The 22259-nt window shown below is 63.7% G+C and carries 16 protein-coding genes; 8 read left to right on the top strand and 8 right to left on the bottom strand.

The window, feature by feature from the left end; translation table 11 throughout:
* Positions 1 to 89: 89 nt before the first annotated feature.
* The 6 genes from VKR55_RS18380 (at position 90) to VKR55_RS18355 (ending at position 10970) form a co-directional block, all read left to right on the top strand.
* Entirely contained in the window at positions 90 to 1589 is a 1500-nt protein-coding gene (locus VKR55_RS18380; protein ID WP_324405436.1) for an AMP nucleosidase, read from the top strand.
* A 159-nt stretch (positions 1590 to 1748) separates the two neighbouring features.
* Positions 1749 to 3425 carry a carbamoyltransferase family protein gene (locus VKR55_RS18375; protein ID WP_324405435.1) on the top strand — a complete coding sequence of 559 codons (1677 nt, stop codon included), beginning with the start codon at positions 1749 to 1751 and terminating at the stop codon, positions 3423 to 3425.
* A 169-nt stretch (positions 3426 to 3594) separates the two neighbouring features.
* Entirely contained in the window at positions 3595 to 3888 is a 294-nt protein-coding gene (locus VKR55_RS18370) for a hypothetical protein (protein ID WP_324405434.1), read from the top strand.
* Positions 3889 to 4186: 298 nt separating this feature from the next.
* Positions 4187 to 7993, top strand: coding sequence for a bifunctional diguanylate cyclase/phosphodiesterase (locus VKR55_RS18365; protein ID WP_324405432.1), 3807 nt, complete (start codon positions 4187 to 4189; stop codon positions 7991 to 7993).
* 191 nt (positions 7994 to 8184) lie between these two features.
* Positions 8185 to 9030, top strand: coding sequence for an HD domain-containing protein (locus VKR55_RS18360; protein WP_324405431.1), 846 nt, complete (start codon positions 8185 to 8187; stop codon positions 9028 to 9030).
* Between the two features lie 314 nt (positions 9031 to 9344).
* Positions 9345 to 10970, top strand: a complete 1626-nt coding sequence (locus VKR55_RS18355; protein ID WP_324405430.1) for an FAD-dependent monooxygenase — start codon at positions 9345 to 9347, stop codon at positions 10968 to 10970.
* A 110-nt stretch (positions 10971 to 11080) separates the two neighbouring features.
* Here VKR55_RS18355 and VKR55_RS18350 read toward each other — a convergent pair whose 3' ends face one another.
* From VKR55_RS18350 to tkt, 8 genes are all read right to left on the bottom strand, one after another.
* The gene (locus tag VKR55_RS18350) at positions 11081 to 11869 is read right to left on the bottom strand and encodes an inositol monophosphatase family protein (RefSeq protein WP_324405429.1); all 789 of its coding nucleotides are present in this window, start codon (positions 11867 to 11869) and stop codon (positions 11081 to 11083) included.
* A 17-nt stretch (positions 11870 to 11886) separates the two neighbouring features.
* Positions 11887 to 13098, bottom strand: a complete 1212-nt coding sequence (locus VKR55_RS18345; protein ID WP_324405428.1) for a tetratricopeptide repeat protein — start codon at positions 13096 to 13098, stop codon at positions 11887 to 11889.
* A gap of 6 nt (positions 13099 to 13104) precedes the next feature.
* Complete coding sequence (locus VKR55_RS18340) at positions 13105 to 13785, bottom strand: thiamine phosphate synthase (RefSeq protein ID WP_324405427.1); 681 nt, start codon at positions 13783 to 13785, stop codon at positions 13105 to 13107.
* Between the two features lie 3 nt (positions 13786 to 13788).
* Positions 13789 to 14814 (bottom strand): class I fructose-bisphosphate aldolase, encoded by a 1026-nt coding sequence (locus tag VKR55_RS18335; protein ID WP_324405426.1) that lies wholly within the window; start codon positions 14812 to 14814, stop codon positions 13789 to 13791.
* 288 nt (positions 14815 to 15102) lie between these two features.
* Complete coding sequence (fba, locus tag VKR55_RS18330) at positions 15103 to 16170, bottom strand: class II fructose-bisphosphate aldolase (protein WP_324405425.1); 1068 nt, start codon at positions 16168 to 16170, stop codon at positions 15103 to 15105.
* A 37-nt stretch (positions 16171 to 16207) separates the two neighbouring features.
* The gene (locus tag VKR55_RS18325; protein WP_324405423.1) at positions 16208 to 17404 is read right to left on the bottom strand and encodes a phosphoglycerate kinase; all 1197 of its coding nucleotides are present in this window, start codon (positions 17402 to 17404) and stop codon (positions 16208 to 16210) included.
* Between the two features lie 183 nt (positions 17405 to 17587).
* A complete protein-coding gene (gene gap / locus VKR55_RS18320; protein ID WP_324405421.1) occupies positions 17588 to 18595 on the bottom strand; it encodes a type I glyceraldehyde-3-phosphate dehydrogenase in 1008 nt (335 codons plus the stop codon).
* A gap of 135 nt (positions 18596 to 18730) precedes the next feature.
* Positions 18731 to 20722 (bottom strand): transketolase, encoded by a 1992-nt coding sequence (tkt, locus tag VKR55_RS18315; RefSeq protein ID WP_324405420.1) that lies wholly within the window; start codon positions 20720 to 20722, stop codon positions 18731 to 18733.
* 264 nt (positions 20723 to 20986) lie between these two features.
* Between tkt and VKR55_RS18310 the strand changes: the two genes are divergently transcribed.
* Together VKR55_RS18310 and VKR55_RS18305 are read left to right on the top strand one after the other, a co-directional pair.
* Positions 20987 to 21400 carry a DUF4164 domain-containing protein gene (locus VKR55_RS18310; RefSeq protein WP_324405419.1) on the top strand — a complete coding sequence of 138 codons (414 nt, stop codon included), beginning with the start codon at positions 20987 to 20989 and terminating at the stop codon, positions 21398 to 21400.
* The gene (locus VKR55_RS18305; RefSeq protein ID WP_324405418.1) at positions 21397 to 21780 is read left to right on the top strand and encodes a cell division protein ZapA; all 384 of its coding nucleotides are present in this window, start codon (positions 21397 to 21399) and stop codon (positions 21778 to 21780) included. Before VKR55_RS18310 ends, VKR55_RS18305 begins: the two co-directional genes overlap by 4 nt.
* Positions 21781 to 22259 lie beyond the last annotated feature (479 nt).

Here is a 22259-nt window from a genome sequence, read left to right as displayed (position 1 = left end):
CGGCGCAAGACGCAGACTTTGATGGCCGCGAGAATCTGCCATAGTAAATCAGGTTCCTGCTGCAAGCGCCAAGGGGGCGAATATAGGCCGTGACGCAAAACATACTCACCCCGCTCATCCCGCCGCCGATTCCGGCCGAGGCGTTCACCGATGCCGCTTTGGCCGTGGGCCGCCTGGAAGCGATCTATGAGCGCAACACCAAATTCCTGCGCGATCACTTCGAGGCGTACATCAACGGCGCGCCGCTCGTCTCGCGGGTGCGCGCCAATTATCCGTTTGTGCGGATGACGACCTCGACCCATGTGCGGCTCGACTCGCGCCTTGCTTACGGCTTCGTCGCGGGGCCGGGCGTCTACGAGACCACGGTGACGCGGCCGGATTTGTTCCGGAGCTATCTCACGCACCAAATCCGACGGCTGATCGAAAACCACGGCGTGCCGGTGGAAATAGGCCAGTCGGCTGAGCCGATTCCGATTCATTTCGCCTATCGCCGGGACATCAACATCGAGGCTGCGCTTTCTCCCGGTGACAAATCCGGCGTTGTGCGCTTGCTGCGCGATCATTTCGACGTGCCCGACCTCGCCACGATGGATGACGCGATCGCCAACGGCACATTGCAGCCTGTCCCCGGCGCGGCGGAGCCGCTCGCCCTGTTCCGCGCGGCCCGCGTCGATTATTCGTTGCGCCGGCTTTACCACTATACCGGGACCGATCCGGAGCATTTCCAGAATTTCGTGATCTTCACTAACTACCAGTTCTACATCGATGCCTTCGCTGAAGCGTGCCACAAGCGCCTGGCGGCCAGCGAGATCGGGCCCGAGGCCTTTGTCGGCCCGGGCAATGTGATCACGAAGAATGCGCGCCTTGGCGGCGGCACCACGGGGGTCGCGCCAGAGCGCATGCCGCAGATGCCGGCCTATCATCTGGTCGAGCCCGGCTATCGCGGCATCAGTCTGATCAATGTCGGGATCGGTCCATCCAACGCGCGCAACGTCACCGATCATGTCGCGGTGCTGCGACCGCACGCCTGGCTGATGCTCGGGCATTGCGCCGGCCTGCGCAACTCGCAGCGACTCGGCGACTACGTCCTCGCCCACGGCTATGTGCGCGAGGACCATGTGCTTGACCAGGAGCTGCCGCTGTGGGTGCCGATCCCGGCGCTGGCCGAGGTGCAGGTGGCGCTGGAGGAGGCGGTCGGCGAAGTGACGGGGCTCGAAGGTTTCGAGCTGAAGCGGTTGATGCGCACCGGGACGGTCGCGAGCGTGGACAACCGCAACTGGGAGATTGGCGGCCCCTCCATGATCCGGCGCCTGTCGCAATCGCGCGCGATCGCCCTCGACATGGAGTCGGCGGCGATAGCCGCCAACGGCTTTCGCTTTCGTGTCCCCTACGGGACGTTGCTGTGCATCTCCGACAAGCCCCTGCATGGCGAGATCAAGCTCGCCGGCATGGCGAGCGATTTCTATCGGCAGCGCGTCGGCCAGCATCTGACGATCGGGTTGAAGGCGCTCGAGCGGCTGAGGGAGCAGCAACTGGAGCGATTGCATTCGCGCAAGCTCAGGAGCTTTGCCGAAGTCGCGTTTCAGTGACGCTTCGCACAGAGCGGTGATTGGCTGGATCGCAGGATCGAAGCGCTGCCGTGTGCCGGGACGCAGCTGGGGCCGATCGTCGCAGGTCTCCTCGCGCCCGCATGACTGATCCCGGCAGGTTGGATAGTTTGCGACCGATTCGATAAGGGGCTGGGGCCAGTGAACATCCTTGGGATCAACGCGGTCTATCACGAATCGGCAGCCGCGCTGCTCGTCGACGGCAAGCTCGTCGCCGCCGTCGAAGAGGAACGCTTCAATCGCATCAAGCACGGCAAGGAGGCGGACTTCGACAACCCGCATCAATTCCCCGAGCGTGCGATCCGTTACTGCCTGAAGCAGGCCGGCCTCACCGCCGCCGATATCGATCACGTCGCATTCTCGTTCGACCCGAAGTCGCGCCGAAAGCAGTATCGCGCCGAGTGGTGGGATCCGCGGCTCGAGGAAACCTTCCGGCTGCGGATGGGCGAGGTGCCCGCTGTCGCCGACGAGCTCTTCGGGCGTTCGCTGGGGCAAAGGCTTCATTTCGTCTCTCACCATCTGGCCCACGCCGCTTCGGCGTATTTCCCCTCAGGCTTCGATCGCGCGGCCATCCTCAGCATCGACGGGATCGGCGAGGTGGCCGGCTCGACGCTCGCGAAGGCCACAGGCAACCGCATCCAGACCATCGAGACGTTCGACTATCCGCACTCGCTCGGCTTCCTGTGGGAAGTGTTCAGCGGTTATCTCGGCTTCTCGCACTACGACGCCTCGAAGGTCATGGGGCTTGCGGCCTACGGCAATCCCGAGGTTTTCCGCGGCGAATTCCAGTCGATCCTGCGCGCCGGCAAGGAGGATTACGCGGTCGATCAGCGGGCGCTTGGCTTTCAATCGACCAAGTTCGACCGGCTGGAGTCCCTGTTCGGCCCGCCGCGCTGGCAGGATGCCGGGATCGAGCGGCGCCATGCCGATATCGCGGCCGCGCTGCAGGAGGCCACCGATGCTGCGGTCACAGCGCTGGTTCGGCGCCTCAAGCGCAAGGTGCCGTTCGACAATCTGTGCATTGCTGGTGGCGTCGCGCTCAATTGCGTGACCAATGAGGTGATCCGGCAATCGGGTGAGTTCTCCGATGTATTCATACCTTCCGCGCCGCATGATGCGGGCACCGCGATCGGCGCCGCCCTGGTCGTGCATTGCGCAAAGGAGAAAAAACCTCCGCAGCGCGGCTACTCCACGCCGTATCTGGGTCCGGCGTTCGACCGGCGCGATATCCTTGCCGCCGTCAAGTCGGCCGGCCTCACGCCCCACCGCAGCAAGGCGCCGGCGCGCGAGGCCGCGGAGATGATCGCCGACGGCAAGATCGTCGCCTGGTTTCAGGGGCGCATGGAGTTCGGGCCGCGCGCGCTCGGCAACCGTTCGCTGCTCGCCGATCCGCGCCGGCCGGACATGCGCAGAATCCTCAATCAGAAGGTCAAGCACCGCGAGGATTTTCGTCCCTTTGCGCCGAGTGTGATGGCCGAACTTGCCGACGAATGGTTCGAGGTCGGCGCTCACCTGACGAGCCACGAGTTCATGCTGTTTGCGCCCCAGGTCAAAGCCGAGCGGCGCGATCGTATCCCCGCGGTCCTGCATCAGGACGGCACCGCGCGGGTGCAGCTCGTGAGCGAGATGTCGAACCCCCGTTTTCACGAGCTCCTGTCCTGCTTCCATGCCCAGACCGGCGTGCCGCTCGTCGTCAATACCTCCTTCAACGACAGCGAGCCCATCGTTTGCACGCCGACCGACGCGATCGTCACCTTCCGCAAGTCCGGCATCGACGCGTTGTTCATGGACGACGTGGTTCTGACGGCGCAGACCTGACCAAAGTCCTTTTGGCCCGCCTGCGATCGACAGCCTGGTCGAGCTCCGCGCCCCGCGCCGGCCAATATTCGATTTGAACCACCCTTGGACAGACGGACACCAACGAGCACGACGCAAGGCGTAGTTTTAAGCCTCGGAGGGGGGTGCTTTCGCCCAATGGAGGATTCGCATGTCCGTGCAACGCAAATTATCCGCAGCAGCGCTGCTCGCTCTCATGGCGACGACCGCGATGGCCACGAGCGCCAACGCGTTTCAGCCGCGCAAGCTTCGTTGCGATCTTTACAACAACTGGTGGGCCTGCGGGACCATGATCGATCAGCAAACGCTGTCTCCCGAACGACGCCGCGATCAGTCGCCGACTTACATGGACTTCAATGATCCGCGTTACAACTCCTCGATGCGTGACGGAGGTGGTGGCGGCGGAGGCGGAGGCGGCGGTGGTGGTGGTGGCGGCGGTCGTTAGCCACAAGCTACCCGGCCGAAGACATGACGCTGCCGGAGGTGCCGGCAGCGTTAGCTCGATGAGCCGTTACGAGCTGGCGCAGGGAACGCCGGTCGCGGAGCGGAGAATCGGCTGGGCGGATTTTCCGCACTTCATCATATTTTTACGATGTCGAGGCTCGATTGCCGAGGCGGGCGGGCGCCGCGCTGCAGCAGCCGCTAGAGTCCAGCGGAAATTGGTCGCCAGTCATTAACCCTCCTCGGGCAACTTTCAGGTCCGGATTAGGGAAAACTCAAGCGAAGCTTCTGATGATCGAGGGATGCGCGATCACTCCCAACGCTATGGCTTGACAGCGAGACTCTCGATCGGTCTCGCGGGCTTGCTGTTTGGCGCCATCATCGTCGGCATTTTTGCGGCCGACGCGCGACAGCGCTATGACCAGGCCATTGAGGCTGCGAAAAAGGACACGCTGAATTCCGCCGAGATTCTGGCCGAGCACACCAGGCTGACATTTCGAATTTTCGACAACGCTCTGCGGGAAGCCGAGGCGATCCGCCGGAATGATCTTCAGGGAGCCTACCCTTCGCCGGGTGCTGCGCATTGGGCATTGCACCATCTGGTACAGACCTCGCCTGCCATGGTCGCGATCGGCTGGACCGACGCACAAGGCAATCTGCAGGCCTATTCCGACGATCATGCCCCGCCGCGCAGCAATATCTCCGACATGGCTGATTTTGTCGCGCAGCGCGATCACAATGACATCGGTCTTTTCGTCTCTCCGCCCGACCTTTCGGCGGCAGGGGACCGCTGGCTCAGCGCGGTCTCCCGGCGATTGACCAATCCGGACGGCAGCTTCGCAGGGGTCGTCACGGCGTCGATCGATCAGTCGTACTTCAACAAGCTGTATCGGTTCGTCGACCTGGGCAAGCTTGGTTCGATCACGTTGATCCATCGTGAGGGTCGCGTTCTCGCGCGCGAGCCCTTCGTTAAGGGCATCATCGACAAGCCGATCGCGGCGCCGCGGCTTCCATCACTCTTCCGTGATTCGTCCGGCTCTTTCGAAAGCGTCAGCCCAATCGACGGAGTGCCCCGCGTGGTCGGCTTCAGGGCGGTACCTGGTCTGCCGCTCGGCGTTTTTGTAACAAGAGCCCGGTCCGAGGTGTTGGCGGAGTGGTACCACTTCCTTTACGTTAGCGGCCCAGTAACCTTGCTCATCATTCTCGGCGTCCTTATCGGCACGCTGCGGCTGCTTCGACAAACCCGTCTTCTCGCGGAAGACACAAATGCTCTTGCGAACACCGCGGCGTCATTTGAACAAACGAACAAGCGGTTCCACGCCGCGCTGTCCAGCATGTCGCAAGGCCTGTGCCTGTTCGACGCCGAGCGGCGCCTCGTCATCTGCAATGACCGCTTCCGCGAGATCTATGGCTATCCCGAAGATCTGGTCCGGCCGGGAACGCCCCTGAAGTCGATCCTCGATAATATCGTGGCCCGGGGCGCGAAGCAGGGCGACATGACGGTCGAAGAGTATATCGACGGGCTGAGGACGAACGGCGCCGAGACCGTCTTCAACCTCGACGGTCGCATCATTTCAATCATCCGGACGCCGACGGCCGACGGCGGCTGGGTGGCGACGCACGAGGATATTACCGAACTGCGGCTCAACGAGCGGAAGCTGGCTTCGACCGCAGCCGAGCTTCGGCTGAGCAACGAGCGCTTCGCCGCGGCGATCAGCAACCTGCCCCAGGGATTTTGCGTGTTCGACGCAGAGCAGCGGCTTGTGATGTCAAACCGCCGCTTCCAGGATTTCTACGGCTATTCGGATGATCTGCTCCAGCCGGGCACGTCCATCCAGACATTTGCGGCAGACCTGGCTCACCGGGGCGTCGTGCCCGACATGCCGCTTGAAAGGCTGCCGGACCTTGCTCCGCATGAACAGCACCGGTCGGTCGCGCAAGTAGGCGGTCGCGCGATCGCAATCCTGCGGCAGCGCACAGCGGAAGGTGGCTGGGTCTCAACGCACGAGGATATCACCGAGCAGCGCCGCGCCGAGGAGCTTCTGGCCGAAAAAGCCGCGGAGCTCCGGCAAATCAACGAACGATTCGACGTCGCCGTCAGCAACATGCCGCTCGGAATCTGCCTGTTCGATGCCGAGCTCCGGGTGGTGATGTTCAACGAGCGCCTGCGCAAGATCTACGATTTGCCGGCGGGACTGTTAAGGCCGGGCCTGCCGAGGCACGAGCTCGTGCACGCCATGGCGGCGAAGGGCTTTGTCCCCGACAACATGTCGGTCGATGAATTTGCCGACTTCGTGCCGGAAGGTTCGCGGCAGTTGATGATCTCCGAAAGCGGCCGAACGATCTCGACTTCCCGCGCACCGATTCCGGGCGGCGGCTGGATCGTCACCCATGAGGAGATTACCGAGCAAAAGCATGCCGAGCGCTTGCTGGCGGAAAGCGCCGCAGCCGTGAAACGGGCCAGCGAACGCTTCGAGATCGCAATCAACAACATGCCCCAGGGAGTTTGCCTGTTCGACGCGGAGCAGCGCGTGGTCGTGGCAAACGCGCGCTATGCCGAGCTCTACCACCTCGAGGTCGACCAGGTGAGCCCGGGTACCACGTTGCAGCAGATTCTCGAGTATCGGCGTGAGCAGGGCACCAATTTTGCGGTCGCCCCTGAGGTCTATCGCAGCGTCAATATCAGGAAGAGCCAGGAGGTTCAGGAACTGGCCGATGGCCGGATCGTGTCGATTTCGCGCGCGACGATGTCGGACGGCGGCTGGCTGACCACGCATGAAGACATCACCGAGCGCGCGCAGAGCGCGCGCAAGATCGCCTACCTCGCTCAGCACGACATGCTGACCGGCCTCGCCAATCGCGCGCAATTCACCGAAAAGCTCGACGAAGTCTGCAAGCGGCACAAGCGTCACGGCAGCAGTTTTACCGTGCTGATGCTCGATCTCGACAGGTTCAAGGCCGTCAACGATACGCTCGGACATGCGGCCGGCGACCAGCTCCTGAAAGAGGTGGCGCTGCGCCTCAAGGAGACGTTGCGCGAAACCGATGTGCTGGCCCGGCTTGGCGGTGACGAGTTCGCGATCATCCAGGATGGCGAGGCGCAGCAGCGCCAGGCGGCGATTGCTGTTTCGCTCAGGATCGTCGATGTGCTCGGCAAGCCGTTCGAAATCGATGGCCAGCAAGTCAACATCGGCACCAGCATCGGCATCGCTTTTGCGCCGGAGCATGCAGCCGATCCCGGCGAGTTGTTGAAATGCGCCGATCTTGCGCTCTATGCAACAAAGGCGGCGGGACGAAATGACTTCCGCATCTTCAGCCCGGACATGAGCCACGCTGAAGACGCGCAACGCGCCGGCGAGTTGCGGGACGCCATCGCCAGGCATGAATTCGAGCTGTACTATCAACGGGTCGTCGATGCGCAGACGCAGGAAATCCGGGGCGTGGAGGCGTTGGTGCGATGGCGTCATCCAAAGCGCGGGTTGCTCGGTCCCGACAAGTTCATCCCGCTCGCGGAGTCCACAGGTCAGATCGTGCCGCTCGGTGAATGGATTCTGCGGCAGGCTTGCGCGGATGCCAGGTCGTTCCCGGAGCAAATCAAGGTTGCTATCAACATCTCGGCCGTCCAGTTCCGCAAGGGCAACCTGTTCGACGCTGTGCTTTGCGCGCTGGTCCAGAGCGGGGTGTCGTCGAATCGGATCGAGCTGGACATCACCGAGACGACATTGCTCGATCAAAACGCGGCGCATCTGGCGACGATGCGGCAACTCAAAAATCTCGGCGTTGGAATCGTGCTTGACGACTTCGGCACCGGATACGCGTCGATGCAACATCTCATCAGCTTCCCGTTCGACAAGATCAAGATCGACAGGACGTTGACGCAGGAAGCGCCAACGCGCCGCGATTGCGCCGCCGCGATCTCCTCGATCCAGGCTCTCGCCTGCGGTCTCGGCATCGCAACAACCGCGGAGGGCGTGGAGACAACGGAGCAGGCGGATTACCTCGCGGCTGCGGGCGTCGATCTCCTTCAGGGATATCTGTTCGGGCGTCCGGTCCCGCTTGATCAATTCAGCCAGGATCGCCCCCCGATGCGCGATGGCATGGTCGCCTGACCAAAGAGAGTTCAGAAGCTTGCGTCTCGCGATCTGGCAATGGCATCGCCCGCTTGCCGCACCGGAGGTATAAGGGTGGGCTCTGCGCCGCCCGAGTCTGGTCGGCCGGTCTTTTCGGCGGCGATGCCAGTTGAAGGCGGCAACCGGGGTGCTATCGTCGGCCTCGTCGTTCGGCAAACCGGAGTATGTCTGTGAGAACGATCACGGCATCGGCGGCGAAGCAACTCGGCAAGTTTCTGTCGAAGGATTTCCGCAAGATCTTCGGCCCCGCTTACGCCGAGACGGCCGACCGGCTCGGATCGATGGCGCGCAGCACCATCGAATGCCTGGGCAGGAGCGATGCCCTCTATCACAATCTCGAGCACACGTTTCTGGTTACCCTGGTCGGACGCGATATACTGCAAGGCCTTGCACTCGTCCATCGCATCGAGCCGGATGAGTACAGCCATCTCATCACCGCCTGCCTGTTGCATGATATCGGCTATGTCCGGGGCGTCCTGAGCGGCGATACCGAGACCGAGTATGTGATCGATCAGGAAGGCACGAAGGTCACGGTGCCGCGCGGGGCATCGGATGCTGCGCTGATGCCCTATCACGTCGAGCGCTCCAAGATGTTCGCGCTGGAGCGGCTTGGACCCTCCCCGCTGGTCGACGCCAAGCGGATCGCAAGGGCGATCGAGCAGACCCGGTTTCCCGCAAGCATCGACCATACTGTCGAGACGGTCGGCCTGGAGCCGAAGCTGGTGCAGGCCGCCGATCTGATCGGGCAATTGGGCGACCCGCTCTATCCGAAAAAGGCGAACGCCTTGTTTTACGAATTCGAGGAGACCGGGCTCAACCGGCAGTTCGGATATTCATCGCCGGCGGACCTGATCGACAAATATCCCGCCTTCTTCTGGAATTCGGTGTCGGACCACATCTGCGAGGGGACAAAACTCCTCAACCTGACGGTTTCGGGCCGGCAGTGGATCGCCAATCTGCATCACCACATCCTCTGTGCGGAGAATGCCAACCGCATGATGGGTCCCCAGCGGTAGCGCTGTGAGGACATCACGCCGGTCCTTTCGGAATGGCCCGCAGCCCGAGGACCGAACGGTCTACCTGGCCTTGATACCGGCGGCGCGGATCACTTTGCTCCACGTCTCGGTTTCATCCGCCACCAGTTCCGAACTCGGGCGGCCGTCCCCGGCATCGGCTCGCCGCCGAGAGCTCTATATTATTCGGTGTGGGTCAACAGCCCGAAGTCGACTCCTGCGTGCTCTCGACTTACGCTCGACCAGATATCGAGGGGAGATCGTACGTCACCAGTGCAAGCGGATAATCCGGAATCGATGGCAGGTGTTCTCGCGCCATGAAGCAGATCCAGGTTCTCATCGCCGGCGGCGGCCCGGTGGGCTTGACACTCGCGCGAGACTTGGCGCGTCGTGGCATCACCTGCGTTTTGGTGGAGCGCAATCGCACCACCACACGTCATCCCAAAATGGACATCACGAACGCCCGCAGCATGGAGCTGTTCCGACGGCTCGCTTTGGCGGACCAGCTCCGGGCCGTGGCAGTGCCTGAGAGCAGCAATTTCGACGTCTCCTGGATCACGTCGCTTTCAGGGCACGAGCTGCATCGCTTCCAATACCCGAACGTCACAGAGTGGTGGCGACTGATCCGCGATACCAACGACGGCAGCATGCCGGGCGAGCCGCCAATGCGGGTGTCGCAGGTGGAGATCGAGCCGGTGCTGCAGCGTAGCATCCAGGCCGATCCTCGCGTCGAGGCGCATTGGGGCGTCGCCTTCGAGGAGCTATCGCAAGATGCAGACGGGGTGACCGCGACGCTCCGCACCGCGGACGGGCGGACCGAACAGGTGCGCTCTACTTACCTGGTCGGTTGCGACGGAGGTCAAAGCCAGGTGCGCAACTGTCTTGGCATTCGCCTTGAAGGTCAATCGCGCGTGATGCAGCGCTTCATGACGCACTTCCGCTCCAGGGCGACCAACGTGCTGCAGCGTTGGGGAGTGGCTTGGCATTATCAATCGGCTGTCGGCACGCTGATCGCGCAGAACGATCGCGACACATGGACCCTTCAGACGCGATGGCCGGCAGGTGTTGCACCTGAGGCGGTGGACCCGCACGGGCTGCTGCGGGAATTTGCAGGCTGCGACTTTGAATACGAAATCCTGGTTGCCAACGCCTGGACTCCGCACCTGCTCGTGGCGGAGTCCTATGGGACCGATCGGGTCCTGCTGGCAGGCGACGCTGCTCATCAATACATTCCAACCGGCGGTTATGGCATGAACACCGGCATCGGCGATGCTTGCGACCTCGGCTGGAAGCTCGCCGCAATCTTGCATGGCTTCGGAGGTCCAGGCCTGGTGGCGTCGTATGATGCCGAGCGACGTCCGATCGGCCTTCGTAACCGGGCGGCTTCTGCCCGTCATAGCCAGGTGCGCGCTGAAATCGGAGCGCTTTACCATCCTGACTTGGCGGCGCCGGGATCGCGGGGCGAGGCGGCACGAGCCCAGGCAGGACTGCGCATCGCTGCCTTAGGCAACGCCGAGAACGAGAGCTTTGGCATCGAGCTCGGCTATGCTTACAGCCACTCGCCGATCATCTGCAGCGAACCCGGCGCGAAAATCCCGGGAGATCCTTTGCGCTACTTGCCGACAAGCGTGCCTGGAGTGCGCATGCCCAGCGTGGTGATGGGCGACGGCACGCCGATCTTTGATCGCCTCGGGCCGTGGTTCACGCTCGCCTGCTTCGGGGTGAGTCCCAGCGAAACACTCGTGGCCGCCGCCGCCAAAAGAGGTGTGCCGATGACGGTGATACGGAGTGAGGCGCCCGATCTGACAAACATCTATGGTCGGGGGCTTCTGCTGGTGCGACCAGACCAGCACATCGCGTGGCGCGGCTCCGGCTGCGATGACTCGCATGTCGCCGACGGCATCATGGCCCGTGTGTTGGGTTGGCAGGAAGGAACACAATGACGCGGTTGGAGGAAGGAGCCCTGACCGGTTCAACTGCGACCGGGGCTTGGACCAGGAAAAGCTTGCTGCAGGACGGGGGATTTTTGACGGAACGGCAGGATAGCGCCGGCCTACACCGCCTTCAAAATCTTCACCAGCTCGCCGCGCACGAACTCGTTGCCGCACACGACATTGCCCGTCGTCAGCGCGTTGTCGTGGCCCTCGATGCCTGAGACCATGCCGCCGGCTTCGCGGACCATGATCTGGCCGGCCGCCATGTCCCAGGGCGAGAGGTTGCGCTCCCAAAAACCGTCGAGCCGGCCGGCTGCGACAAAGGCCATGTCGAGCGAGGCCGCGCCAAAGCGGCGGAAGCCCGCAACCTTGTCCTGCAGCGCGGCCATCTCCTTTAAGGCAAGCTGATGGTCGCCGCGTCCGATATGCGGCAGGCCGCAGGCGATCACGCATTCGTTCAGCTTGCGGCGGCCGGCGACGCGCAGGCGCTGGTCGTTGAGGAACGCGCCCTTGCCGCGCTCGGCGATATAGAGCTCGTCATTGGCGGGGTTGTAAATCACGCCCGCGATGATCGTGCCTTCGCGCGACAGAGCGATCGAGATCGCAAATTGCGGGATGCCGTGCAGGAAATTGGTGGTGCCGTCGAGGGGATCGACGATCCAGCTATGGCTCTTGTCGGTGCCTTCGCGCTGTCCTCCTTCCTCGCCGAGGAAGCCGTAGCCCGGCCGCGCCTTGGCGAGATCGGTGTAGAGCATCTCTTCGGCGCGCTTGTCGGCGAGCGAGACGAAATTGGCCGGGCCCTTCAGCGAGACCTGCAGATGCTCGATCTCGTTGAGATCGTGCTTGAGGCTGCGGCCGGCGCGGCGCGCCGCCTTGACCATGACGTTGATGAGGGCGGAATGGAGCATGGCGTTACGATGTCGTCTCAGCGATTAGCGGCGGCGGGCAAGGATGGGACCTGCGGTATGCCGGGGACTGCCCCCGGGGACACCAGGTCGGGTATGGCGGGCGCGATCTGGTGTGGTTGCCCTGCGGGCGCGGCCGCGTCAAGCTGGTCGCCGAGCCAGTGATGCGCTCTCCTCTCGGCCTCGGCGCGATCCTCCGGGCTCAGCTTGGACAGTTCGATGTCGAGATCGGGATCGTACTTGCCGGCGGTTTTCGCGATCAGGTGCCATTTCAGCCCCTCGACCTTGTCCACCGGCACGCCGCCCATGCCGTTCACCAGCACATAGGCGAGCCGGTTCTGGGCGATCGGGCTGCCCTGCTTGGCGGCCTTGCGCAGCAGCGCGATCGCGGCCGGCTGGTTGCGCGGCGTGCCGGTGCCGTTGAACAGTGCGATGGCGTATTCGACCTCGGCGTCGACATTGTCGGCGAGCGCCGCGGCCTGCAACAGCGTCACCGCCTTCTCCATGTCCTTCGGGACGCCGTTGCCTTCCTTGTAGAAGGTCGCCAGCGCGTATTGCGCCTCCGGGTTGCCGGCATCGGCCGCCTGGCGGAGCAATTCGGCGGAGCGCTTGACATCCCGCGGCAAGGTCTGTCCGTCGAGATAGAGCAGCGCGAGGTTATAGGCGGCCTTGGCCTCGCCGAGCTTGGCGGACGAGGCGAGCAGCTTCACGGCCTCCTGCCTGTCGGCCTCCTTCTTGTCGGCGGTGGCGCCGAAGCCGCCGAGGCGCATCATGGCGAGCGCCAGCATGGCCTCGCGGTCGCCGCCGTCGCTGGCCTTCTTGTACCACTCGGCCGCCTTGGCATAGTCGCGCTTGACGCCGAGGCCGTTGGCATAGAGCTCGCCAAGCATGGTCATGGCGTGGATGTCGCCGGCTTGCGCCCGCGGCAGCGCCAGATTGAGCGCGGTCTTGTAGTAGCCGCGCTGATAGGCGCCGTAGACCAGGTCGACATTGGGGTCGTCGGGCGCAGGTGACGGCGTGGGCGTGGGCGTCGCGGCCGCGGCAGGTGGCGCGGCCTCCGGTTTTGCCTCGGACTTCTTGGCAACCGCCGGCCTTGGCTTGGCCTTTTCGGCAGCCTTCTTCACCGGCTCCTTTTCGGCCGGCGTCGGCGGCGTGATCGAAAGCTGCGCCGCTGCGCCGGTCATCAACAGCCACGAAAGTACAAGAACCGATGAGGAGAGCCGGAAAGTCATGACCACCTATCTCTGTCCGGCTTTCGCGGCAGCACGCGCGTCGGCATGCGCCTGGCGCAGCGCCTGGCCGAACTCGGCGAGCGCTGCCTTAGCGCCGCGCGCATCACTCCAGACCGCGTCACCGACCAGAACGAAATCGGCGCCGGCGCGCGCGAGCTCGTAGGCTTCCTCGCCCGAGGCCGCGTATCCGATGCAGGGCGGCTCGAACAATTCGGCCCACCAGTCGAGCCGCTCGGCGACCGCTTCCAGCGACGGCCGATGACCTTTCGCATCCACCTCGCCGAACAGCACGTAGTCGGCGCCCAACTCTCCCGCGGTCATGGAATCGTGCCGCGTTGCGAGAGCGCCGACGCCGGCGATGCGATCCGGCTTCAGGCTCGGCAACGCCTCTTCCAGCGCGGCAAGTCCTGAAAGGTGCGCGCCGTCGGCTCCGGCGCGCGCGACTAATTCCGCATGACCATCGAGCAAGAGCGCCGCGCCGGCGTTCTGGATCGAAGGCGCCAGCGCCTTGATCCGCGCGATCATGGTGCGTTGGTCAGTCATCTGAAGTTTGAGCAGCACTGCCGCAATGTCGGCATCAGCGAGCAGGCCCGGCAGGCTCGACACCAGCGCAGACGGGTCATCCACGACCGGTGTTGCGAGATAAAGTCGCGGAATGGGACGCAGCGGAGCAGGCTTGGAGGCCAATTCTCAAGCCGCCTTCTTTTCCATGTCGGTCGCCCACTGGCCCGTGCTCGCCAGTGCATTCATGCGCGCGCGATGGGTAAAGGCGCGCTGGCCGGCCGCGACGTTCTCCGCTCTTCCGGACCACGCCTTCTGCGGAGCAGCCTGCAGCGCGCGGCCATAGGAGAAGGTCAGCCGCCACGGCAGGTTGCCGATCGCGTTCATCGCATTGAGATGCGCGGTCGCCTGCTCGTCCGACTGGCCGCCGGACAGGAACGCAATGCCGGGCACCGCAGCCGGCACGCAGGCCTTCAGGAGGTGGATGGTCATCTCCGCCACCTCGTCAACGGACGCTTGCTTCGCGCTCTTCTTGCCCGCGATCGCCATGTTGGGTTTGAGGATCATGCCTTCGAGCTCGACGCGCTGGGTCCTGAGCTCGCGGAAGGTCTGGTTCAGCACGCGCTGGCTCACCTCATAGCAGCGGTCGATGTCGTGATCGCCGTCCATCAGGACTTCCGGCTCGACGATCGGCACGATCTGCGCGGCCTGGCACAGCGCGGCGTAGCGCGCCAGCGCATGCGCGTTGACGCGGATCGCGGTCATGGTCGGGATGCCGGCGCCGATATCGATCACCGCGCGCCATTTCGCAAAGCGCGCGCCGCGCTCGTAATATTTCTTCAACCGCTCGGCGAGCTTATCGAGGCCGGCCGTCACGAGTTCGCCGGGGCAGGCCGGCAAGGCTTGCGTGCCCTCGTCGACCTTGATGCCGGGGATCGCGCCCGCCTGCTCGATCAGCTTGACCAGCGGCGTGCCGTCTTTTGCATTTTGCCAGATCGTCTCGTCATAGAGGATGACGCCGGAGATGTATTTGCTCATCGCCTCCTGCGAGCGGAACAGCATCTCGCGATAGTCGCGGCGGTTCTCTTCCGTCGATTCCACCTTGATGGCGTCAAAGCGCTTCTTGATCGTGCCTGAGGATTCGTCGGCGGCAAGGATGCCCTTGCCCGGCGTGACCATGGCGCGCGCAACTTTGTTGAGACCTTCGAGATTCATCGGTTCCTCCGGCGGGTGATCTATTTGCTCATAAAATAGACCGTAATCGGGCAAATGCCGAGCGTAACGTTTGTCGCGGGGGAGGGGCAGAACCGCGAATTCTCCGTCATTCCGGGGCGCGCGAAGCGCGAGCCCGGAATCCACAACCACAGTCTAGGATTATGGATTCCGGGTCTGCGCCGTCCAAGTCGGCTGTTGCCGACTTGGACAAACAATAAGACCGAACCCGGGTAAACCCGAGTTCGGTCGGCGCATCCCGGAATGACGACGGAGAGACTGCGTGCCCGATCACGCCACCTTCGGATCGAACTCGCCCTTGGAATAGCGCTTGGCCATGTCTGCAGTGGTCAGCACCTTCTTGATCTTGCTCGCCTGGCCCGCGGTATTGAACTCCTGCAGGCGCTGCTTGCAGAGCCTGGTCATGGCTTCCATGGCGGGCTTGAGGTATTTGCGCGGATCGAACTCCTCGGGGTGCTCCTTGAACACTTTCCGGATCTGGCCGGTCATCGCCATGCGGTTGTCGGTGTCGATATTGATCTTGCGCACGCCGTTCTTGATGCCGCGCTGAATCTCGGAAACCGGCACGCCCCAGGTCGGCTTCATCTTGCCGCCGTTGGCGTTGATGATCTCCTGCAGGTCCTCCGGCACCGAGGAGGAGCCGTGCATGACGAGATGCGTGTTCGGCAGCTTGCGATGAATCTCCTCGATCACGTTCATGGCGAGGATGTTGCCGTCGGGCTTGCGGGTGAACTTGTAGGCGCCGTGCGAGGTGCCCATCGCGATCGCGAGCGCGTCGACCTTGGTCTGCTTCACGAACTTCACCGCTTCATCCGGATTGGTGAGGAGCTGGTCGTGCGACAGCTTGCCTTCGGCGCCGTGACCGTCTTCCTTGTCGCCCATGCCGGTCTCGAGCGAGCCGAGCACGCCCAGCTCGCCTTCGACCGAGATTCCGCCGAGATGCGCCATGTCGGTGACGGTCTTCGTCACGCCGACATTGTAGTCCCAGTCGCCCGGCGTCTTGCCGTCGGCTTTCAGCGAGCCGTCCATCATCACCGAGGTGAAGCCGGCCTGGATCGCGGTCATGCAGGTCGCGGGCTCGTTGCCGTGGTCGAGATGCACGCAGACCGGGATCTGCGGATAGATCTCGGTGACCGCATCCATCATGTGGCGCAGCATCACGTCGTTGGCATAGGCGCGCGCGCCGCGCGAGGCCTGGATGATGACGGGCGCATCCATGGTGGACGCCGCGTCCATGATCGCCAGCGCCTGCTCCATGTTGTTGATGTTGAAGGCCGGCACGCCGTAGTCGTGCTCTGCCGCATGGTCGAGCAATTGACGCAAGGTGATGCGAGCCATCGGTATCTCCGGTAGATGTGTTTGCGGTCTAAAAAACTCAGCGTATTTTCAAAACCTCGACGCCGGGCAGGGGTTTGCCTTCCATCCATTCGAGAAACGCGCCGCCCGCGGTCGAGACATAGCTGAAGTCATGGGCAACGCCGGCCTGGTTCAGGGCCGCGACCGTGTCGCCGCCGCCCGCAACCGAAATCAGCTTCTTGGCCTTGGTGCGCTCGGCGGCGTGTTTTGCCGCAATCACCGTGCCCCTGTCGAACGGGGTCATCTCGAAGGCGCCGAGCGGGCCGTTCCAGACCAGCGTTGCGGCATCGTCGATCGCCGCATGAATCCGCGAGACCGATTGCGGGCCGACGTCGAGGATCATGCCATCGGGGGGAATTGCATCCAGGCCATAGGCATGCGAGGGCGCATTCGCCGCGAACTGGCCCGCGACCACCGCGTCCACGGGCAGGATGATCGCGCAATTGGCGTTGTCGGCCTTTTCCAGGATGCGCAGCGCCGTCGCGGCAAGGTCCTTCTCGGCGAGCGACTTGCCGATGTGCACGCCCTGCGCATGCAGGAAGGTGTTGGCCATGCCGCCGCCGATCACGAGCCCATCCACCTTGGCGACGAGGTTTTCGAGGAGATCGATCTTGGTCGAGACCTTGGCGCCGCCGACGATGGCAATCACCGGCTTGGTCGGCGCCTCCAGCGCCTTCGACAGCGCGTCGAGCTCGGCCTGCATGGTGCGGCCGGCATAGGCGGGGAGCTTGTGGCCGAGGCCTTCGGTCGAGGCGTGGGCGCGATGCGCGGCGGAGAAGGCGTCGTTGACCCAGATGTCGCCGAGTTTTGCGAGCTCTGCGACAAAGGCCGGGTCGTTCTTCTCCTCTTCCTTGTGGAAGCGCGTGTTCTCCAGGCAGAGGATGTCGCCATCCTTGAGCGCCGCGATCGCATTTTGCGCGGCCACGCCGATGCAGTCATCGGCAAAGTTGACCGGCTTCTTGATCACCTGCGACAGCGCGGCGGCGACCGGTTTGAGCGACTCCTTCGGATCGCGCCCCTTCGGCCTGCCGAAATGCGCGAGCAGGATCACTTTCGCGCCTTTGCCTGCAAGCTCGATAATGGTCGGCCCGACGCGCTCGAGCCGCGTGGTGTCGGTGACGCGGCCGTTTTCGGTGGGAACATTGAGGTCGACGCGGAGCAGCACGCGTTTGCCCTTCACGTCGACGTCATCGAGGGTGCGGAAGTTTTTGGACATGGGCGGACTCTAACTCCGGGCAGTCATTCCGGGGCGCGCGAAGCGCGAATCCGGAATCTCGAGATTCCGGGTCTGGTCCTTCGGACCATCCCGGAATGACGGTGCATCAAGACGCGGATGCCCGGCACTCCAAAGCGAAGACGCGCTTCGCGCTTCAGGCCGGGCACGACGAAAACATTTGCCTTAAATCACCTTCCCCATCGCCACCGCGGTGTCGGCCATGCGGTTGGAGAAGCCCCACTCGTTGTCGTACCAGCTCATCACGCGCACGAGGTTGCCGTTCATGACCTTGGTCTGGTCCATGTGGAGGGTCGACGAATGCGGATCGTGGTTGAAGTCGATCGAGACGTTGGGCGCGGTGGTATAGGCCAGAATGCCCTTGAGCTGCTGCTCGGAGGCGCGCTTCATCGCCTCGTTGATTTCCTTGGCGTCGGTTGCGCGCTTCGCCACGATCTTGAGGTCGACGACCGAGACGTTCGGCGTCGGCACGCGGATGGCAACGCCGTCGAGCTTGCCTTTCAACTCGGGGAGCACGAGGCCGATTGCCTTCGCCGCACCGGTGGAGGTCGGGATCATCGACATCGCCGCGGCGCGGCCGCGATAGAGGTCCTTGTGCAGCGTATCCAGCGTCGGCTGGTCACCGGTATAGGCATGGATCGTGGTCATGAAGCCGGTCTCGATGCCGACGGTGTCGTTGAGCACCTTGGCGACCGGGGCAAGGCAGTTGGTGGTGCAGGAGCCGTTCGAGACCACCAGGTGATCCTTGGTCAGCGTCTCATGGTTGACGCCGTAGACGATGGTGGCGTCGGCGCCGTCGGCGGGCGCGGAGACCAGCACGCGCTTGGCGCCGGCAGTCAAATGCGCAGAGGCCTTGTCCTTGGCGGTGAAGATGCCGGTGCATTCCAGCGCGATATCGACGCCGAGTGCCTTCCAGGGCAGCTTTGACGGATCGCGCTCGGCCGAGACCTTGATCTTGCCGTTGCCGAGGCTGATCGAGTCGCCCTCGACCGTCACGGTTCCGGGGAAGCGGCCGTGCACCGAATCGTAGCGGAGGAGATGCGCGTTGGTTTCGACCGGTCCGAGGTCGTTGATGCCGACCACTTCGATATCCTTGCGGCCGGACTCGGCGATGGCGCGTAGGATGTTGCGGCCGATACGGCCAAACCCGTTGATACCAACCCGGACTGCCATTGCGTTTCTCCTCTCAAATGCCCAAGCCGTCCCCACAAGGCGGCGCCCGGCGGAGAAGCTGACGGCGGTTTCGCCCGGTTCGGCCGGGCGGGGACGGAAAAGATGACAATGTCCTAGCCCTTTTCGGGGCCTAGCTCAACCGGTTCCCAGACGCTTCAGGACTGCGTTAACCGCGGCCTCGGCAGTAATGCCGAAGTGCTTGAAAAGGTCCTTGGCCGGGCCGCTTTCGCCAAAACCATGCATGCCGATGAACAGGCCGTCATGGCCGATCACGGCGTCCCAGCCCCAGCGCACCGCGGCCTCGATCGCGACCTTGAGGGGGGCGTTGCCGATGATGGCCTTCTGCTTGTCCTCCGGCTGCGAGAGCAGGAGCTCGAGCGAAGGCACCGACACCACCCGCGACGCGATGCCGCGCTCGGCGAGCTGCTTTTGCGTCGAGACCGCGATCTCGACCTCTGAGCCCGAGGCGAACAGAGAAACCTTCGCCTCGCCCTGGGCGGCAACCAGCTCATAGGCTCCCTGCGCGCACGGATTCTCCGCCGGTGCGTTGGTGCGGAGCTGTGGCAGGTTCTGGCGGGTCAGCGCCAGCACGGTCGGGCCGGTGTTGCGGTTGAGCGCAAGCTCCCAGCATTCGGCGGCCTCGATGGCGTCGCACGGCCGGAACAGGCGCATGTTCGGGATCGCCCGCAGCGCCGAGAGATGTTCCACCGGCTGATGCGTCGGCCCGTCTTCGCCCAGCCCGATCGAGTCATGCGTCATCACGTAGACGACGCCGTTGCCCATCAGCGCCGCGAGCCGCATCGCCGGGCGCGCGTAGTCGGTGAAGACGAGGAACGTCGCGCCGTTCGGCGCAAAGCCGCCGTGCAGGAAGATGCCGTTCAACGCTGCCGCCATGCCGTGCTCGCGGACGCCGTAATGGATGAAGCGGCCCTTCGGCTTCTTGGCGGAGAAAGCCTCTGCCGATTTCGCCTTGTTGTTGTTGGAGCCGGTCAGGTCTGCCGAGCCCGCGACGAATTCGAACGGCATCGCTTCGGCAATGACATCGATCGCCGCTTCCGAGGATTTGCGGGTCGCAACATTGAGCGGGTTTTCGAGCAGCTTCTTCTTGTGGTCGCGCAACGCCTTCGCCAGCGACGCCGGCCGCTCGTGGCGGAGCCTGCGTTCGAACTCGGCGCGCTTGCGCGGGCCCATCTCGGCGAGCCGCGCTTCCCACTCCTGTCGCGCGGCAGCGCCGCGTGCGCCCACCTCGCGCCAGGCCTTGAGCACATCGTCCGGCACCGAGAACGGCTCCAGCGAGATGCCGAGCTTCTCCTTCGCCGCCTTCAACTCATCAGCCCCGAGCGCCTCGCCATGCGCCTTCGCGGTGCCGGCCTTGTTCGGCGCGCCGTAGCCGATCGTGGTCTTGCAGGCGATCAGCGAGGGCTTGTTCGATTTCTGCGCCCGCGTGATCGCGGCGGCGATCGCGGCCTGGTCCTGGCCGTCGATCAAGTCGGCGGCCCAGCCCGCCGACTTGAAGCGCTTGATCTGGTCGACCGAGTCCGCGATCGAGGTCGGGCCGTCGATCGAGATGCCGTTATCGTCATAGAGTACGATCATCTTGTTGAGCCGCCAGTGTCCGGCGAGCGCGATCGCCTCCTGCGACACGCCTTCCATCAGGTCGCCGTCGGAGGCGAGCACGTAGGTGTGATGATCGACGATCTTCTTGCCGAACTCAGCGGCCAGCATCTTCTCCGCGAGCGCCATGCCGACTGCGGTCGAAATGCCCTGGCCGAGCGGGCCGGTGGTGGTCTCGACTCCCTTGGTGCGGAAGTTCTCGGGGTGGCCCGGGGTGAGCGAATCGACCTGGCGGAAGCGCTTGATCTCGTCCAGCGTCATCTCTTGATTGCCGGTGAGGTAGAGCAGCGCATAGAGCAGCATCGAGCCGTGACCGGCCGAGAGCACGAATCGGTCGCGGTCGGGCCAGGAAGGATTGCCGGCGTCGTATTTCAGGAATTGCGTGAACAGGACGGTCGCGACATCCGCGGCGCCCATCGGCAAGCCTGGATGGCCGGATTTCGCCTTCTCCACGGCATCCATCGCGAGCCCCCGGATCGCGTTGGCCATACGGGTGTGGTCGACCTGCGTCATGAGTGAAAATCCGTCTGAAATGAGGTGCTTGGTCACGTGCGCAACGCGGGCGGGAACGGGGCGCTTGCGGCGTCAAGGGGCTGATAGCATCTTGGTTCCCGTTGTCCAACGCCTTCCTTCCCCCAAAAGTTGCTTTGCGGTGCATAGCTTTGCGCCGGCGTTGCGCCGGATGGCCAGCGCACGTAAGCTTCCTGCCATAAGGGCTTGCCGGACCGTGGATTTTACGGAGTCGTCAGCGCTTCTCCAGGGCCAGTATCCAGTCGCATGAACGATCGTCCCGCCAATCATCCAGCGCCAGTGGAACCGCCGTTTGCGGACATCGACTCTGCGACGCGGCGGCTGATGCAGGCCTTGGACGCACTGGAGCGCGCGGTCGAGCGGCGGCGCGAGGCCGACCGCGACGAAGACGAATTGGCAACCCGCATCCAGGCGCTCGGCGCCGACCGCTCGCGCCTTGCCGACGAGCTCGACATCAGCCTCGTCAAGTCGCGCAAGCTCGAGCGCACCAGCCGCGAGATCGCCGAGAAGCTCGACTACGCCATCGACACCATCCGCGAGGTGCTCGGCAACGCGGCCAAGGCCGCGCAGAACGGCGAGGATCATTCGGACCATTCGGAGCTGGTGGCCGCGCTCGCCGAAGACGTCGATGATGACGAAGAAGAGGACGAGGAGGAATGAGCCACATCAACGTCACCATCAACGGCCGACAATACCGCATGGCCTGCGAGGAGGGGCAGGAGGTGCGGCTGTTGAAGCTCGCCGAGAGCCTGGAGTCGCGTGTGGAGCAGCTGCGCGGAAAATTCGGCGAGATCGGCGACCAGCGCCTCACCGTGATGGCGGCGCTGACCGTCTGCGACGAGCTGCTCGATGCGGGGCAGCGCATCCGCAACCTCGAGCAGGAGCTCAACACCTTGCGCGACGTCCGCTCCGTCGCCGTCGACCGCGCGCGGCAGACGCAGACAGCAGTTGCGAACGCGCTCAACGCCGCCGCGGAAAGGATCGAGCGCACGACGCAGGTGCTGAACCGGACGATCGGGGGCGGGGTGGCGATCGGGTAGGGGGCGGCTAGCGTTCGATCGCTTCATGCATGTCGCGTGGAAGAAATCGTTTAGCTTGCACAACTGAAACTGCGTCGTCATGCCCTTGTCCCGGCCATCCACGTCTTTCTTGCCGATGACGCTAAGACGTGGATGCCCGGCACAAGGCCGGGCATGACGAACCTGAGCAGCTAGCGCGATCACTCGCATGTCTCTGTCGCTCATGCAGGTCACCTGCTAAGTAACGGCGTAATGGAACGGTCCGCCGCCTCAATATTTTGCCGAGTTTGCAAAGCTCGCTCCACGGTGTCGAGTGAGCTTGTTGAGTGACGACTCGCGCAGGCTCGGTGTCGTTATCAACGTGTTGGTGGACGAACTAAGGGTGAAGGTTAATTGGAATTATAGGGATCTATCTGTTGCGGTGAACACCGCGATCAATGCGGATAGTTGGACGCCCGGTTGGGCCGCCGTTTTCTTCTTATTTCCTTTATTTCGAGAAG

It is taken from the genome of Bradyrhizobium sp. (assembly GCF_035309285.1).
In the GTDB taxonomy this organism is placed as follows: Bacteria; Pseudomonadota; Alphaproteobacteria; order Rhizobiales; family Xanthobacteraceae; genus Bradyrhizobium.
This window is presented reverse-complemented; position numbering and strand designations above follow the sequence as displayed.

What these genes read in the sequence shown, in the direction of transcription:
- VKR55_RS18370 (WP_324405434.1), top strand. Translation starts at nt 3,595, where the DNA reads ATGTCCGTGCAACGCAAATTATCCGCAGCAGCGCTGCTCGCTCTCATG.
- VKR55_RS18365 (WP_324405432.1), top strand. Translation starts at nt 4,187, where the DNA reads ATGCGCGATCACTCCCAACGCTATGGCTTGACAGCGAGACTCTCGATC.
- VKR55_RS18355 (WP_324405430.1), top strand. Translation starts at nt 9,345, where the DNA reads ATGAAGCAGATCCAGGTTCTCATCGCCGGCGGCGGCCCGGTGGGCTTG.
- VKR55_RS18350 (WP_324405429.1), bottom strand. Translation starts at nt 11,869, where the DNA reads ATGCTCCATTCCGCCCTCATCAACGTCATGGTCAAGGCGGCGCGCCGC.
- VKR55_RS18345 (WP_324405428.1), bottom strand. Translation starts at nt 13,098, where the DNA reads ATGACTTTCCGGCTCTCCTCATCGGTTCTTGTACTTTCGTGGCTGTTG.
- VKR55_RS18335 (WP_324405426.1), bottom strand. Translation starts at nt 14,814, where the DNA reads ATGAATCTCGAAGGTCTCAACAAAGTTGCGCGCGCCATGGTCACGCCG.
- fba (WP_324405425.1), bottom strand. Translation starts at nt 16,170, where the DNA reads ATGGCTCGCATCACCTTGCGTCAATTGCTCGACCATGCGGCAGAGCAC.
- VKR55_RS18325 (WP_324405423.1), bottom strand. Translation starts at nt 17,404, where the DNA reads ATGTCCAAAAACTTCCGCACCCTCGATGACGTCGACGTGAAGGGCAAA.
- gap (WP_324405421.1), bottom strand. Translation starts at nt 18,595, where the DNA reads ATGGCAGTCCGGGTTGGTATCAACGGGTTTGGCCGTATCGGCCGCAAC.
- tkt (WP_324405420.1), bottom strand. Translation starts at nt 20,722, where the DNA reads ATGACGCAGGTCGACCACACCCGTATGGCCAACGCGATCCGGGGGCTC.
- VKR55_RS18310 (WP_324405419.1), top strand. Translation starts at nt 20,987, where the DNA reads ATGAACGATCGTCCCGCCAATCATCCAGCGCCAGTGGAACCGCCGTTT.
- VKR55_RS18305 (WP_324405418.1), top strand. Translation starts at nt 21,397, where the DNA reads ATGAGCCACATCAACGTCACCATCAACGGCCGACAATACCGCATGGCC.